Annotated in this window: 8 protein-coding genes; 2 read left to right on the top strand and 6 right to left on the bottom strand. The window is 57.5% G+C overall.

The features are described 5' to 3' along the window. Positions 1 to 51 precede the first annotated feature (51 nt). Both O77CONTIG1_RS18705 and O77CONTIG1_RS24875 read right to left on the bottom strand, forming a co-directional pair. Positions 52 to 2,910 (bottom strand): EAL domain-containing protein, encoded by a 2,859-nt coding sequence (locus O77CONTIG1_RS18705; protein WP_068513696.1) that lies wholly within the window; start codon positions 2,908 to 2,910, stop codon positions 52 to 54. Positions 2,911 to 3,083: 173 nt separating this feature from the next. After that, positions 3,084 to 3,362 (bottom strand): hypothetical protein, encoded by a 279-nt coding sequence (locus O77CONTIG1_RS24875; RefSeq protein ID WP_156435462.1) that lies wholly within the window; start codon positions 3,360 to 3,362, stop codon positions 3,084 to 3,086. A gap of 923 nt (positions 3,363 to 4,285) precedes the next feature. Between O77CONTIG1_RS24875 and O77CONTIG1_RS18715 the strand changes: the two genes are divergently transcribed. Both O77CONTIG1_RS18715 and O77CONTIG1_RS18725 read left to right on the top strand, forming a co-directional pair. After that, positions 4,286 to 6,979 (top strand): DEAD/DEAH box helicase, encoded by a 2,694-nt coding sequence (locus O77CONTIG1_RS18715; RefSeq protein WP_068513702.1) that lies wholly within the window; start codon positions 4,286 to 4,288, stop codon positions 6,977 to 6,979. Between the two features lie 896 nt (positions 6,980 to 7,875). Next, entirely contained in the window at positions 7,876 to 9,915 is a 2,040-nt protein-coding gene (locus O77CONTIG1_RS18725) for an elongation factor G (RefSeq protein WP_068513708.1), read from the top strand. Positions 9,916 to 9,975: 60 nt separating this feature from the next. Here the strand turns inward: O77CONTIG1_RS18725 and leuS are convergent, their stop codons facing one another. The 4 genes from leuS to arsJ form a co-directional block, all read right to left on the bottom strand. Next, the gene (gene leuS, locus O77CONTIG1_RS18730) at positions 9,976 to 12,546 is read right to left on the bottom strand and encodes a leucine--tRNA ligase (RefSeq protein WP_068513712.1); all 2,571 of its coding nucleotides are present in this window, start codon (positions 12,544 to 12,546) and stop codon (positions 9,976 to 9,978) included. A gap of 151 nt (positions 12,547 to 12,697) precedes the next feature. Continuing rightward, on the bottom strand, positions 12,698 to 13,249 hold the full coding sequence (locus O77CONTIG1_RS18735) for a cyclin-dependent kinase inhibitor 3 family protein (protein ID WP_068513715.1): 552 nt from the start codon (positions 13,247 to 13,249) through the stop codon (positions 12,698 to 12,700). Continuing rightward, on the bottom strand, positions 13,246 to 14,400 hold the full coding sequence (gene arsB / locus O77CONTIG1_RS18740; protein WP_068513719.1) for an ACR3 family arsenite efflux transporter: 1,155 nt from the start codon (positions 14,398 to 14,400) through the stop codon (positions 13,246 to 13,248). Before arsB ends, O77CONTIG1_RS18735 begins: the two co-directional genes overlap by 4 nt. A 119-nt stretch (positions 14,401 to 14,519) precedes the next feature. Further along, positions 14,520 to 15,776 (bottom strand): organoarsenical effux MFS transporter ArsJ, encoded by a 1,257-nt coding sequence (arsJ, locus tag O77CONTIG1_RS18745; protein ID WP_068513722.1) that lies wholly within the window; start codon positions 15,774 to 15,776, stop codon positions 14,520 to 14,522. Positions 15,777 to 15,803: the final 27 nt, after the last annotated feature.

Raw genomic sequence — 15,803 nt, forward strand, 5'->3', positions numbered from 1 at the left:
GTAAAGTTTCGGTGAGGGTTGACCGGAATTTTACGGGTTTCCAGGTCAAGATTACGTAAAGTCCTGAATTAGCTCCGTCTGGCTGAGCAGGGCCTCTGCCGCTTCCGCATCGATCGCCTTGCTAAACAAAAATCCTTGACCGCATTCGCAGTTCATCTCTTTCAGGCGGGTCACCTGTTCGGGATCTTCCACCCCCTCAGCGGTGACATCCAGCCCCAGGCTATGGGCCAGGTTGATAATCGTGCGGACGATAGCGGCGCTGTCCTTATCGGTATGCATCTTGGTGATAAAGGAGCGATCGATTTTCAGCGTGTTGATGGGAAAACGATAGAGGTAGCTGAGGGAGGAATAGCCCGTGCCAAAGTCGTCGATAGCAAGCTGGATGCCGAGCGATCGCAGTTGATAGAGCATGTCGATGACGGCTCGACCGTTTTCCATAATCGTGCCTTCCGTAATTTCCAGCTTCAGGCTGGAGGCATCCAGCCCCGTTTCGTAGAGGATGCCCTGGATTTGCTGGGTCAGGTCGGGCAGGGAAAACTGGCGGCTGGAAAGGTTGACGTTGATCGTCAGCGGCGGCAAGTCGGGAAACTGCATCTGCCAGCGGTTCATCTGGCGGCAGGCCTGGCGCAAAATCCACCAGCCGAGGGGAATGATTTGCCCGGTTTCCTCTGCCATCGGGATAAACTTTCCGGGTGGTAAAAATCCTGTGCTGGGATGATACCAGCGGATCAGCGCCTCAAAGCCCACAATGCGGCGGGTGTCGAGTTGCACCAGCGGCTGATAGTGCAAAAATAGCTCTGGTTCTGGATTATCTGCGCCGATCATGGCGTAGCGCTCTTCCTGAGCGATCGCCCGCCGCAGGTCATTTTCTAGCTTGAGCCAGGCCAACATGCGGTTGTGCATGGCCGGGTCAAACACCTGGTGGCGAGCCTTGCCGCTGGCCTTGGCGCGGTGCAACGCCGTGTCAGCATCTTGCAGCATGTGTTCTGCCTGGGTATAGCGGGCAGAGCTAATGGCAATTCCAATACTGATGGTGATATAAACCTCTTGATCGCCAACGTTGAATGGCCGAGCCAGGATTTGCTGAAGCTGTTCGGCTGTGCGCGTAGCTTCGCGCTCGTCTTCAATGTTGGGCAGCAGGATAGCAAACTCATCCCCCGGCAGCCGAGACACCACGGCTTCGCTGGGCAAAAACCCCTTCAGGCGATGCGCCGTGGCAATCAAAAGCTGGTCGCCAACGCTGTTCCCCAGGCTGTTGTTGACGACCTGAAACCGATCCAGGTCAATCAGCAGGACAGCATGAAAGCAGAGCGGATATTCCTGGGAAAAGGCGATCGCCTGCCGCAGCCGATCCAGGAAAAAGGCGCGATTGGGCAGCCCAGTCAAATCGTCGTAGTAGGCGTTGTGCCAAAGCTGGTCTTCGGCCTCTTTACGCTGGGTAATGTCGCTTTGGGAACCCGCCATGCGGTAAGCCGTGCCGTCGCGATGCTTGATAGCCACGCCCCGTGTCAGCATCCAGCGATAGCTGCCCTCGCGATGAATCATGCGATGCTCATGCTCGAAATGGGCCGTGTGCCCGTCGAGATGCTCTTGGAGGGCGGCCTTAAGCGAATCTAGGTCATCGGGATGCACCCGCTCGTACCATTCCTCAAGGCGATCGCCCACCTCCGACTCCTCCCAGCCCAGCATCTCCTTCCACCGAGGAGAATAGTAGACCTGATTCGTCATCAGGTTCCAGTCCCACAGACCCTCGTTCGACCCCTGCACTGCCAGGGCATAGCGCTCCTCGCTCTGACGCAGCAGCAGATTCGTTCGCGACTGTTCCCGCAGCGCCACTGCCGCACCCGTCAGCGTCACCAGCAGCACGGGCATTGCCACCGGAATCCAATACTGGTAATGAAACAACAGCACCGACAGCCCCAGCCAGCCCAAACACAGCCCCAGCCACGCCATCAGCCGCCGCTCAAACGACCACCCCATCAGCCCAAAGCTCAGCACCGGCCCGCCCAAAAGCAGCAGCAATCCCTGCCAACCGCTGCCCAACCGCCGCAGATCATTCTGCTGAAGCAGGTTGCTAATCGCAGCCGCTTGCAGATACATATCGCTCACCGGAACAGCCCGGTCAAACGGCGTTTGCAGCGAGTTCATCGGAGAGGTGGTAATGCCCACCAGCACGATCTTGTCTCGGAAAAACTGGAGCGGCACCTGCCCCCGCACTACATCTGCGTAGGAGTAGTGAGTCAATTCGCGGGCGGCAGCGGGCCAGTTGATCCAGAGTTCCTGGTTAGGATTTTCAACCACAATTCGCTCGCCCAGCGGACGCAGGTGGAGATTGGCCGCCACCAGCGACAGCGCTGGCACTCCATAGCGTCGCAGGCGAATCTGGCGCACCAATCCATCCAGATCTTCACGCGAAAAGACGTGTCCGATATCAACTGCAACGGCTCGTAGGGGCAAAGCAGGCACGATCGCCGAGTCCGCATCAGTCCAGGACTGACCCAACACAACTTTGCCAGACTCTCTCATTGCTGCTACCAGGGCCATGTCCTGGGGATCATTTTCCGACAAGAGCGGGTTGAGGACGATGACGCTGGGCTGGGCGGGGCTGAGCTGGTTGATTAGGTCTGCGTAGCGATCGCGCGTCCACACAGTTTGCCCAGCACTCCGCTGACTCTCTTCGTCAATTTCGACCACGACGATATCTTTGCTCCAGGCAATCGGCCCGCGCAGTGAGAACAGGGCGTTATATCCCAGGTGTTCCAAAGACTGCACCAGACCCAGATGAATCAGTCCCAGCACCAGCAACCCCGCCAACACCCCCGGCAAAATCCGATCCCAAACCGTCTTCACCAGCGGCAAGCGCTGAATCGCAAACGGCAGCTTAGCGGGCGGTTTTAACCAATGGAGCATGATAGGGGCGTGTATCCAGCGACTATAGGCATTCTTGGAAGTTTCGTGGCAGCATTTTGAGGCGGTCGTTCTGGCGGCTTTTGGAGGTTGTTTCAGGCAGCTTTTCCTTTCGTGAACGTTTGAGTTCCGAGTTCGGGACGTTGCCAAGAGAATGTTACGCCAACTTTAACGCTTTACCGCCCGACGGCTGAGGCGAGTTGCCCTGGCGCAAACTGCCTCGCCCCTGGAGAGTCGTTCGCCTGGGCCGAGCGTGTTCCAGCACGACTCGAAAGGGGTAGGCTGCTGACATTGTGAAACGGGTGAAACGGCGCAGTGCATTGCGCTGGGTGGCACCTGTCTAGCACTGAATTGGGCAAAATAGCCAGTTGAGTCAGCAGGATTGTAGGGAAAGAAAAGTGGTTGGAATGGGTGATGCAGGTAGACGGCAGAGCTATCTGGCGAAATGTCCTCATGGGGCGGCAGGGTGGGGCGCTGCAAAGACCTTGAGGCATCGTTTCCTTGAGACATTGTTTCACAAACCGAACCCAGCTTTAGTGCTCCGGCAGATCGTGCTGGACTGAAGATGTCGTCAGAATTACAGGGCAATCCCCGTGATAACCATAGCATCAACCGCAAAAGGGGGAATGACATCTCTGGCAGTGACACTTTGGGCGATCGCCCTTCGCTGCACCCTTCGCCGCACTCTTCCCAGGCTCCAATCACCCGCTGGTTTTAGACTTGTTCCTAAGATGGTCAGAACTTGCCTATCCAGTTGTTTTAACGCTAGACACGCGCCAGCAACCCCTGTGCCTTTACCTAAGTGGGTCATCATACTGCATGGTCGGGGCAATGTCTTGGAGGCTTTCACCCTGTCTTTGCCCTCCTGATGCAAGCTGGCAGAGTTCTGAAGCCTGCACACGACACGGTATCTTGTTGGGAATGGCAGAATTGGGAAATAGATTGAGTGGAACGCTTGAGCAGGCAAATTGAGCAGGACTATAAATTGAGCAATTAAGCTGAACAATTTAAGCTAGGACAACGTTTACAAGGGTGTTCAGAGAGTGCTCTAGAGGCGATCGCGCTGGTGGCAGCGGCCGCCCCAGAGCAGCAAACCCTAAGGGAGCAATGTTGGATGGTTGTGCGTCTGGTTGGTCGTCTGGATCTTTGGGCAAGCCACTCCCCCCGACAAGGCGGCAGCAGTGCCTCGAACAACGCTTATCCTGCGGTAGTGACCCCTGTTTCCTGAACCGCTTAGAAAGCTCATCCGGAGCCGGCTGAAGTTAGGCAAATCCACAATTTCCTTAAGATATTCCCCAAGATACCGGAACTGTTCGATGAAATAGTCGATACAATTGTTTCCCATCCTAGACCCACCCTAAGTTCCCAGACAAAACCCGTGGATGTTTCTTCTGCACCATTTCAGCTTGACTTAGATCGAGTATTCCCATTTGAGCTGGATGCCTTTCAACGGGAAGCGATCGCCGCCCTGGATGCAGGAAAATCTGTGGTGGTTTGTGCGCCCACGGGTTCGGGCAAAACGCTGATTGGCGAATATGCAATTATTCGGGCACTGGCGCAAAATGAGGAACTGGCGGCTCAAGGCAGTAGATCGTGCCCCCGTCGCGTGTTCTACACCACGCCGCTGAAGGCGCTATCCAACCAAAAATTGCGCGATTTTCGCGATCGCTTTGGCGAGCAAAACATTGGCCTGCTCACAGGCGACGTGTCGATTAACCGCGACGCGCCGATTTTGGTGATGACGACGGAAATTTTCCGAAACATGCTCTATGGCACGCCCATCGGCGAAGTAGGCACCTCGATGGAAGGCGTGGATGCCGTCGTGCTGGACGAGTGCCATTACATGAACGATCGCCAGCGAGGCACCGTCTGGGAAGAGTCCATCATCTACTGTCCCAAAGAGGTGCAGCTTGTGGCGCTGTCGGCCACCGTCGCCAACAGCGACCAACTCACCGACTGGATCGACCGAGTTCACGGCCCCACCGCGCTGATCTATTCCGACTTTCGCCCCGTGCCCCTGGAGTTTTACTTTGGGTCGCCCAAGGGTCTGTTTCCCCTGCTCAATGACGAAAAAACTGCCGTTAACCCCCGCTTCAAGAAAAAGCGCGGCAAACAGCCCAGGGTTCGGCAAGAGCCAACGAAGATTTCCTTTCTAGTCAGTCAGCTTCAGCAGCGCGACATGCTGCCTGCTATCTACTTCATCTTTAGCCGCCGGGGCTGCGACCAGGCAGTGCAGGAAATCGAAACCCTATCGCTGGTGAATGAAGCCGAAAAAGCCCAGCTAAAAGCTTTCATTGACCTGTTTCTGGAGCGCAACCCAGAGGCAGTCCGCGCCAGCCAGATCGAGCCGTTGTATCGGGGGATTGCGGCTCACCACGCGGGCATTCTGCCGGCCTGGAAGGTGTTGGTGGAGGAACTATTTCAGCAGGGACTGATCAAGGTCGTGTTTGCCACTGAAACGCTGGCCGCTGGGATCAACATGCCTGCCCGCACCACGGTCATTTCCAGCCTGTCGAAGCGGACAGATCGGGGGCATCGCCTGCTAACGGCCTCAGAATTTTTGCAGATGGCGGGGCGGGCCGGGCGGCGCGGCATGGACGACCGGGGCTATGTGGTGACGGTGCAAACGCCCTTTGAAGGGGCAACGGAGGCGGCGTACCTGGCGACGCAGGGCGCAGATCCGCTGGTGAGCCAGTTTACCCCTAGCTACGGCATGGTGCTGAATCTGCTGCAAACGCACTCGGAGGAGGAGGCGCGGGATCTGATCGAGCGCAGCTTTGGGCAGTATCTGTCTACGCTGTATCTGCGGCCGCAGCAATTGGCGATCGCCGATCTGGAGGCCGAAGTCGAGCAGCAGCAGGCGCAAATCGCCCATGTCGATGCTGACATTCTCAACAGCTACGAAAAGCTGCACGACCGGATCAAAGAAGAGCGCCGCATTTTGAAATATCTCCAGCAGCAGGCGCAAGAGTTGCAAGTGAAAGACATGCACGCGGCGCTGCCGTTTGCGATTGCCGGAAGTATTCTCTCGCTCAAAGGAAAATACGTACCCGTTGCCAAGCCCTTGCCTGCGGTACTGGTGGCAAAGACGCAGGGCGGCGGGCAGTTGCCCTATTTTGTTTGCCTGGGGCAAGACAACCGCTGGCGCGTGGTGACGGCAAACGACGTGGTGGGCCTTCATGCCGAGCTGCCCCGCATGGCGCAGGTGGATCATTTAACCGTGCCGCCAGAACTGCCGCCAAAGCCGGGGCAAGTCCGCTCTGGCTCAGAAGAATCGGCGGCGATCGCCCAGCAGATTCCCTCCATCCCCGCCCCGACCGAGCAGGCTCCCGAAGTTATAGAACAGCAGGCAAAAGTGCGGGAGCTAGACCTAGAGCTACAGCGACACCCGGCGCGTCAGTTTGGCAATCCGGGACAAATTTTGAAGCGGCGCAAGCAGGTCGAGCGGCTGTTGGAGGAGTTGGGCGATCGCCGCGCCAAGCTAGAGCGCCACACCCATCGCTACTGGCAGGAATTCGTCAATTTGATGGAAATTTTGCGGCGGTTTGGCTGTCTGGATGGCGTGGTGCCAACGGAATTGGGACAGATCGCCGCCGCCATCCGGGGCGACAATGAACTCTGGCTGGGGCTGGCGATGGCATCGGGCGAGCTAGACGATCTCGATCCTCATGAACTGGTGACGGTCTGTGCGGCGCTGACGACGGAGGTGTCTCGCCCAGATGTGTGGACGAGCTATCAGGTGTCTGCTGGGGTAGAGTCGGCGCTGGAAGGACTCCGCAGCACGCGCCGCCAGCTCATCAAGCTCCAGCATCAGTATCAGGTGGCGCTGCCCGTGTGGATGGAGTATGACTTTATTCCGCTGGTAGAGCAGTGGGCGCTGGGGGTGGAATGGCCGGAACTGTGCGCCAATACGAGCCTGGATGAGGGGGATATTGTTCGGGTTCTGCGACGGACGCTGGATTTTATGTCGCAGATTCCTCATGTGCCGTATTTGCCGTCTACCTTAAGGGATAATGCTCGTCGGGCGATCGCCCTGATCGATCGCTTCCCGGTGAATGAAGGGATTGAGTAAGGGCACGACCCCTGATCCCTGACCTCTGCTCTGTATCCGAGCCAACAGCCTTGGGGGATATCCCCCCAAACCCCCCTTTTGCAGGGGACGAAGCGTCCCCCACACCCCCTCCTAAGGGCGTGTCGGTGAGTGTCAGAGGTCGCTTTGCATTGCAGGAGTGGCGGGGGCGATCGCTCTCATTACCCAAAGCCCCTCCGTCGGCCCGCCACCTTGCCCCCCCCACCCGTCATATCCGCACCACCCGTCGCACCCAGCACAGCGAGAAGCTTAAACACCCACTGAGAAACGAGGTCGGAGGGGGTTTGGGGGACGAAGCGCGTCCCCCAAGCGGGGGTTTGGGGGGAAAGCTTCCCCCCAAGGCTGTCGGTTCGGACGAGACAATCTTTCCCCAGGACTGTTGGCTCAGACAAAGCTAATGCAAACTGTTACCGTCAGTGAATTTTTTTAACTGGGGATCATCGCCAGATTATGGCCAGGTTAATCTGAAGCTATGCAGTTGGGATCACTCATTAATCTTCATTGATCAAGGATTCCTGCCCGAACATATCTGCAAAGTGCCAATGCGAAATGCCAGCAAAGTCTTTGGAGTAGGTTTAGTCAAAATGGGGCGATCGCCCTCGCGCTTCTCTACATAAGCGTGAGTCGTTTTATACCGCTTCTTGATACCCGAAGTGCCGCTTGAAAAATCTGTGGGAACGGTTGATTCTTGACCCTCTCCAATTCAACTCATCGAGAGTTAATCGAGAGATTAATCAAGACTAAAGCGCTTCTGCTCTTAATAAAACGCCCGGCCCGTCGTCTCAAAACTTCTCAACCACATCGGCAGAAATCCTGTGTTCTCAACTGCTTGACCCCCGTAGGGGAGCATCAAGCTGAAACATCAGGAGGAATTTTCCATGTCTGAAACTGTTGGCAAAAATGCGGAAAGCCGTACTAGAACTGTGGCGATCGTGGGGCCCTATCTCAGTGGCAAAACGACGCTTCTCGAAAGTCTACTCTTTGTCACTGGAGCCATTTCCCGCAAGGGCAGTGTAAATGACAAAAACACGGTCGGGGATGCGTCACCCGAAGCCCGCGATCGCCAGATGACCGTTGAAATTAATGCCGCCAGCACTCAGCATGGCGGCATTTTATTTACCTTTCTCGACAGCCCCGGCTCGGTCGAATTCGCCCAGGAAACCTGCAACGCCCTGATCGGTGTCGATGCCGCCGTAGTGGTCTGCGAACCAGACCAGGCGCGAGTGCTGACGCTGGCTCCGCTGTTTCAATTCCTCGACGACTGGGAAATTCCCCACCTCGTTTTTATCAACAAGATGGATCGAGCCAACGACAGCTTTGCCGACATCCTGAACGCGCTAAAGCAAGTGTCGAGTCGTCCCTTGGTGCTGCATCAGTATCCCATCGGTCAGGGCGAACATTTGCAGGGTTTTATCGACTTGGTGACGGAGCAGGCGTATCACTATCATCCCGGTGCGCCCGCAGACCCCGTGCCGCTGCCGGAGGAACTGCGCGATGCCGAACACGCCGCCCGCGTCGAAATGCTGGAAACGCTGGCAGATTTTGACGATCATCTGCTAGAAGAACTGCTGGAGGAAGTTGAGCCGCCTGAGGAAGAAATCCTCACCGACTTGAAGATGGAGCTGGGTGCAGACCTCATTGTGCCCGTGTTCATCGGCGTAGCCGAAAAAGACTTTGGCGTGCGCCCGCTGCTGGCGGCGCTCCAGCGGGAATGCCCCGAACCCAGCGTGATGGCGCAACATCGCGGCATCCCCGCAGGCGACGAGCCGCTGGCCCAGGTGCTAAAGACCTACTACACGCCCCAGGGCGGCAAGCTGTCGCTGGTGCGCGTGTGGCGCGGCACGCTGACCGATGGCATGACGCTCAACGGGGTGCGGATGGGCGGTATGTATCGTCTAATGGGGCAGCAGCAGCAAAGCGTGCAGCGGGCCGATGCGGGCTGCGTGGTGGCGCTGGCACGGATGGAAGGGGTGAAAACGGGAGAGACGCTAAGCACGAATGGCGTAGCCGCTGATGCATTGCCCAAAGCAGAGGCGATCGCCCCCGTCTACGCGCTTGCCCTCACTGCCGAAAACCGCAACGACGAAGTGAAGCTGAGCAGTGCCCTGACGAAACTGCTGGAAGAAGACCCGTCGCTCTATTGGGAGCAGCATGGCGACACGCGGGAAGTCATCCTCTGGGGCCAGGGCGACATTCACCTGAAGGTGGCCCTCGATCGCCTGCGCCGCAAGTACGGCCTGCCCATGAGTACCCACCTGCCGCAAATTCCCTACAAAGAAACGATTCGCCGTGCTGGCAAGAATGTCCACGGCCGCTACAAGCACCAGACGGGCGGCCACGGTCAGTTTGGCGATGTGTATATCGACATCAAGCCGCTGCCCCGTGGCGAGGGCTTCCAGTTCAGCGAGAAGATTGTGGGCGGCGTGGTGCCCCGACAATACATTCCCGGCGTGGAAATTGGCGTGCGGGAATACCTGGCTCACGGGCCGCTGGGCTTTCCGGTGGTAGATGTGGCCGTCACGCTAACGAACGGCTCCTACCACAGCGTCGATAGCTCGGAGCAAGCGTTTAAGCAGGCGGCGCGGCTGGCGATGCAGGAGGGACTGCCCAAATGCGAACCGCAGTTGCTGGAACCCATTTTGGCGATCGCCATCTCGATTCCTGCTGAGTTTACCTCCAAGGTGCTGCGGCTGGTGAGCGGGCGGCGCGGTCAGGTACTCGGCTACGACGCGAAGGAAAACTGGCGCGGCTGGGATGAGGTATCGGCCTACCTGCCCCAGGCGGAAATGCACGACCTGATTGTGGAACTGCGATCGCTCACGATGGGGGTCGGCTTCTTCCGCTGGCAGTTCGACCACCTGCAAGAAGTGCCCGATAAAGTCGCAGAGCGCGTCCTCGCCCGCACAAACGGCGGCTAGATGGGTCGCCCGTGTTTCAGATCTTCCTGAATCCCCCTTTTAGGGGGGATTTTTTTGGGGTTATTGCACAACGAAGTTGACCAGCTTACCCGGCACCACAATTACCTTCTTGATCGTCTTGCCCTCGATATAGCGCTGCGCCAGTTCTGATTCCGTCGCCAGTTTCTCCAGCGTTTGGGCATCGGCTCCCGCAGGCACCTGAATCGTGCCCCTCGTCTTGCCCATAATCTGGATGACCAGCGGGATCTCATCCACCACCAGCGCCTCTGGGTCGGCCACGGGCCAGCCGTGGTGATGCACCGAATCAGCATGTCCCAGCAGATGCCACAGTTCCTCAGCAATGTGCGGCGCAAACGGAGCCAGCAGCGCCAGCAGCGTTTCGATGCCCTCCGCATAAACCGGAGACTCCTTGCAGGGAGCATCATTCAGCGCATTGCTCAGCTTCATTAGCTCCGACACTGCCGTATTAAACTGATAGTCGCCCTCCAGGTCTTCAGTGATTTCCTGAATTGCTGTATGAATCGCCCGCCGCAGGTCTTTTTCGGGCTTGGTCAGTTCCTCAGAACCTTGCGGCTTCGCCCCCGATGCCTGGAATTCCGCAACCAAGCGCCAGACGCGATTCAAAAAGCGGAACTGCCCTTCCACATCGGCATCGTCCCATTCCAGATCCTTCTCTGGTGGCGCTTTGAACAGAATGAACATGCGGGCGGTGTCTGCGCCGTATTTTTCCAGCACATCCTTCGGGTCGATGCCGTTGTATTTCGACTTCGACATTTTCTCGAAGACAACCTCCAGCTTGTCGCCCGTGGCAGGATCGCGGGGATCAGACAGGTCGGCAATATCTGCTGGAGCGATGTATTTGCCCGTGATTGGGTTCTTGTAGGCGGCCGCCTGCACCATGCCCTGCGTCAGCAGGCGCTTAAACGGCTCATCAAAATTGAGCAGGCCGCGATCGCGCAATACCTTGGTAAAGAACCGCGAATACAGCAGGTGCAAAATCGCGTGTTCAATGCCGCCGACATATTGATCCACCGGCATCCAGTCGTTCGTCTTGGCCGGGTCAAAGGCGGCATTCTCGTTTCGCGCATCGGGATAGCGCAGGAAATACCACGACGAACAGATAAACGTGTCCATCGTGTCGGTTTCGCGCTTCGCAGGCGTGCCGCAAGTCGGACAGGGCACATTCACCCAGTCCTCCAGCTTCGCCAGGGGCGACGGCCCCCGCCCCGAAAACTCCACCTGTTCTGGCAGCGTTACGGGAAGCTGGTCATCGGGAACGGGCACCGTGCCGCAACTTGGGCAATGCACCACCGGAATCGGGCAGCCCCAATAGCGCTGCCGCGAAATCAGCCAGTCGCGCAGGCGATAGTTGACCGTGCCCTTGCCTTTGCCGTTGGCTTCCAGCCATTTCACCGCCGCCTCTACGCTTTGCCCCGCGCCCTTGCCCACCGGGATGCCGTCCAGCGGGCCAGAATGAACCATCACACCCTCGCCCACATGGGCGACAGTCATCGTGTCGCCGTCCAGCGCCTCGCCCTCCGGCTGCACCACGACCTTCACCTTTAGCCCAAACTTACGGGCAAACTCAAAGTCGCGCTGGTCGTGGGCCGGAACGGCCATAATCGCGCCTGTGCCGTAGCCCATCAGCACATAGTCGGCAATCCAGACGGGAATTTTTTCGTCATTGACCGGATTAATGGCGTAGCTGCCTGTCCACACGCCCGTTTTCTCGCGATCTTCCGTCGTGCGATCGATTTCGCTCTTGCCCGCGGCGGCGGTTTTGTATGCCGCGACTTCGGCAGCCTGGGCCTCGGTCGTCAGCTTGTCCACCAGGGGATGCTCTGGCGACAGCACCATAAAGGTCGCCCCCCACAACGTATCGGGGCGCGTGGTGTAAACCGTCAGGTCGTCGCCCGCTTCGGTCTTGAACACAACCTCTGCACCCGTGGACTTGCCGATCCAGTTTTCTTGCATGAGGCGCACGCGCTCGGGCCAGCCATCGAGCTGGTTCAGGTCTTGCAGCAGTTGTTCGGCGTAGTCGGTGATTTTGAGAAACCACTGCTTTAACAAACGCCGCTCCACCTTTGCGCCCGATCGCCAGGATTTGCCCTCGCTATCGACCTGCTCATTGGCCAGCACGGTTTGGTCGATGGGGTCCCAATTCACCGCCGCCTCTTTTTGGTAGGCCAGCCCAGCCTCCAGAAATTGCAGAAAAATCCACTGCGTCCATTTGTAATAATCCGGCGAACAGGTGGTGACTTCGCGGCTCCAGTCGTAGGACAGGCCCAGCCGTTTCAACTGGGCCCGCATTTGGGCGATGTTTTGATACGTCCATTTGGCAGGCGCAACGCCGCGATCGATCGCCGCATTTTCTGCTGGCAAGCCAAACGCATCCCAGCCCATCGGGTGCAGCACGCGATAGCCGCGCATCCGCTGCACGCGGGCGATCACGTCGGTAATGGTGTAGTTGCGGACGTGGCCCATGTGCAGGTTGCCCGACGGATAGGGAAACATGGACAGCGCGTAAAACTTGGGCTTGCTGGGGTCTTCCAGCGTTTGGTCTAGCCCTTGCGCGTCCCAGGCGGTTTGCCATTTTTCCTCAATCTCGGCGGGGTTGTATCGGGACTCCACGAACGCAACTCCTTTGCTTATGCGGCTGGATAACGGAAAGTATTCTCCATTTTAGGCCTTAAACGCAGCCTGGATCGGCGGAATTGAGGGGCCGTTATCTGGAGGGCGATCGCCGCCTTTCCCAGCGCTGCACAAACTAGCGCTGCACAAACTAGCGCTGCGCGAACTGATGCACGAATTCCCGCTGTGCCGCCACCGACAGCGCCCCCAACCGCACTGCTTGTACGGTGGCGATCGCCGCCTCCGCGTCATAGCCCAGCTTCACCAGGCAGGCCGCAGCCAGCGTGCCTGTGCGCCCGCTGCCACCCCGACAGTGAATCGCCACCGTTTCGCCCGCCGCCACCGCCGCCAGCACCCGCTCTACCAGCGCCGAAAACTCGTCCAGTGAGGTGGGCAGCGCCTCGTCTTCAATTGGCAAATTTTCCGTCACCATGCCCAGCGCCGCTGCATCCTCAAGCAGGGTAGGAATGCCCAGAAACTCGCGTTCTTCTGCATCCAGCAGACACACCAGCCGATTTACGCCGTAATGCTCCTTTAGCCGCCGCAGGTCGGTCTGCAAGTCCCGCTGCCAGACTGCTTTGGCATCTTCGTCGCAGCGTCCAGGAGCAATCATCAAGCCGATCTGTCCAGGCTGCTGCAACTGTTCGGCAGTCAAAAAATCCACTTTGATCGGCAGCGATTTGGAGGTGTGGGTCGGCTTCATGGCAGGTTTTTAATACATCGAGGGTCGAGCAGCGTTGCCTTTTCCGGCTCACGCGGAAACCAGAAAGCCGTGCGCTTGCAAACTTCCACCAGCATCAGCATCACGGGCACCTCAATCAGCACACCCACCACGGTCGCCAGCGCTGCACCAGAGTTGAGGCCAAAGAGCGTGACAGCCGTGGCGATCGCCACTTCAAAGTGATTACTCGCGCCAATCATGGCTGCGGGAGCTGCGTCTTCGTAGGAAAGTCCCAGCTTTTGCGCCGCCACGTAAGAAATTAGAAAAATAAAGTTCGTCTGCACAAACAGCGGCACTGCAATTAGCAAGATGTGCAGCGGATTTTGTACAATCAGGTCGCCTTTGAAAGCAAACAGCAGCACCAGCGTCGTCAGCAGCGCCACCACCGCCACCGGGCTGAGATAGCGCAAAAACACCTGCTCAAACCAGGCTTTGCCCTTGTGCTGCAAAATCCAGCTGCGCGACATCGCCCCCGCCAACAGCGGCAGCCCCACATAAATCAGCACCGATAGCACAATGGTTTCCCAGGGCACTGCGAGATTGTTCGCCGCCAGCAGCCAGCGTCCCAGCGGCGCATATAGAAATAGCATCGCAAGGGAATTGACCGCCACCATTACCAGTGTCAAGCCCTGATTGCCAAAGGACAGGTAGCCCCACATCAGCACCATCGCCGTACAGGGCGCAATGCCCAGCAAAATTGTCCCGGCGATGTAGGAGTTTGCCAGCGAGATTTCGTTTCCCCGGATGACTTCTGTTCCAGTAATCAGCGAACGGAATAGATATCCTAAAAAGAATTGGGCAAAGGCGACCATTGTGAACGGCTTGATGAACCAGTTCACCACCAGCGTCAGCAGCACTGGGCGGGGCGTTCGAGCGGCTCTCTTAGCCTGCGAAAAATCAATCTTCACCATGATGGGATACATCATGAAGAACAGGCAAATGGCAATGGGAATGGAAACCTGATAAACACTCATGCGATCTAGGGCGATCGCCACATTGGGAAACAATCGACCCAACGCAATGCCTGCCAAAATGCACAGAAACACCCACAGCGTCAGGTATCGCTCAAAGAAGCTGAGATGTCCTCCTGCCTGCACGTGCTGAGGAGGGGATGGAGATTTATCGAAAGACATAAGATTTATCGAAAGACATAAACAATCACGGTAAGCGGAAAGCCGTTCAACAGATCGTGAAACGGGTGGCGGCAGTCGTCCAGCATCTCACGCAGCCTACATTCTAGCGATCGCCCTCCCTAGTCTCCATCTCCCCCTTTCCAAGCGACGGACGGAAGCGGCTTGGGATCGGGCAGCTTTAGCTCGATCAGCCAGGCCGCCAGCACAAACAGGCTCGACACCCAGAGGCAGCCCACTAGCCCAAAAAGCTGATAGACCAGCCCCGACAGCACCGTTCCCGCCAGGCGACCCGCCGAGTTTGCCATGTAATAAAACCCCACGTTGAGCGCTACTTTGTCATCATCGGTGAACGCCAGTACAAGATAGGAATGCACCGCTGAGTTGAACGCAAAGATGAGGCCAAAGATCGCCAAACCAATCACGATCACTGCATCATGGGGAAGACTGCTGATGAGTCCGAGGGCGATCGCCGCTGGAACGGCTGTCAGAATCAGCGTCCAAAACTGAATCGTCGCAGCGCGGGGCGGCTGTCCGCCATTAAAGCGACGCAACAGAGTCGGCGCGAGGAATTGAATGATCCCATAGCCAATCACCCAGCAGGCCAGGAAACCGCCCGCCTGAAAGAACGACCAGCCCAACACACTCCGCAGGAAAACCGGAAGCCCCACGACAAACCATACATCACGCGAGCCAAACAGGAAGAACCGCGCCAGCGACAGGATATTAATCTCCCGGCTCTTAGAAAAAAGCTGCGTAAACTTCACCTTAGACTTGATCTTGCCCATGCCGCTGGGCAGGAAAAAGCCTGTTAGCAAAATCAGCGCCAGACCCGCCGCCATGATCCAGAGCGATCGCTCAAACCCAAACAGCGCCAGCAGCGCCGCCCCCAAAAAGAAACCCACACCCTTCAGCGCGTTTTTGGAACCCGTCAGCACTGCCACCCACTTAAACAGCGACGACTGCGCCTCCTGCGGCACGACTAGCCGAATCGCGCTCTTGGAACTCATCTTGGTCAGGTCTTTGGCGATACCTGACAACGCCTGCGACACCATCACATATAGCACCGCCAACCACTGCGCCCAGTCGCGATTCAGCCACGACAGCATTAGCAGCGCCACCACCTGAAGCGCAATCCCCGCATACAGCGTCACCCTTAGACCCAGTTGCGACCCGATCCACCCGCCCAAAAAGTTCGTAACAATGCCAAAGATCTCGTAAAACAGAAACAGAAACGCGATTTCCAGCGGCGTATAGCCAATTTCGTTGAAATACAGCAGCACCAGCATCCGCAGCGCCCCGTCTGTAAGCGTAAAGCCCCAATAGGCCAAGGTGACAAGGGCGTAGTTTTTGACGTTAGCAGCTTGGGTGACAGTCATAGAAAGGTTGGGGAAAGGTTGGGGTGA

Origin of the sequence: Leptolyngbya sp. O-77 (assembly GCF_001548395.1) — a bacterium.
Classification (GTDB): Bacteria; Cyanobacteriota; Cyanobacteriia; order Elainellales; family Elainellaceae; genus Thermoleptolyngbya.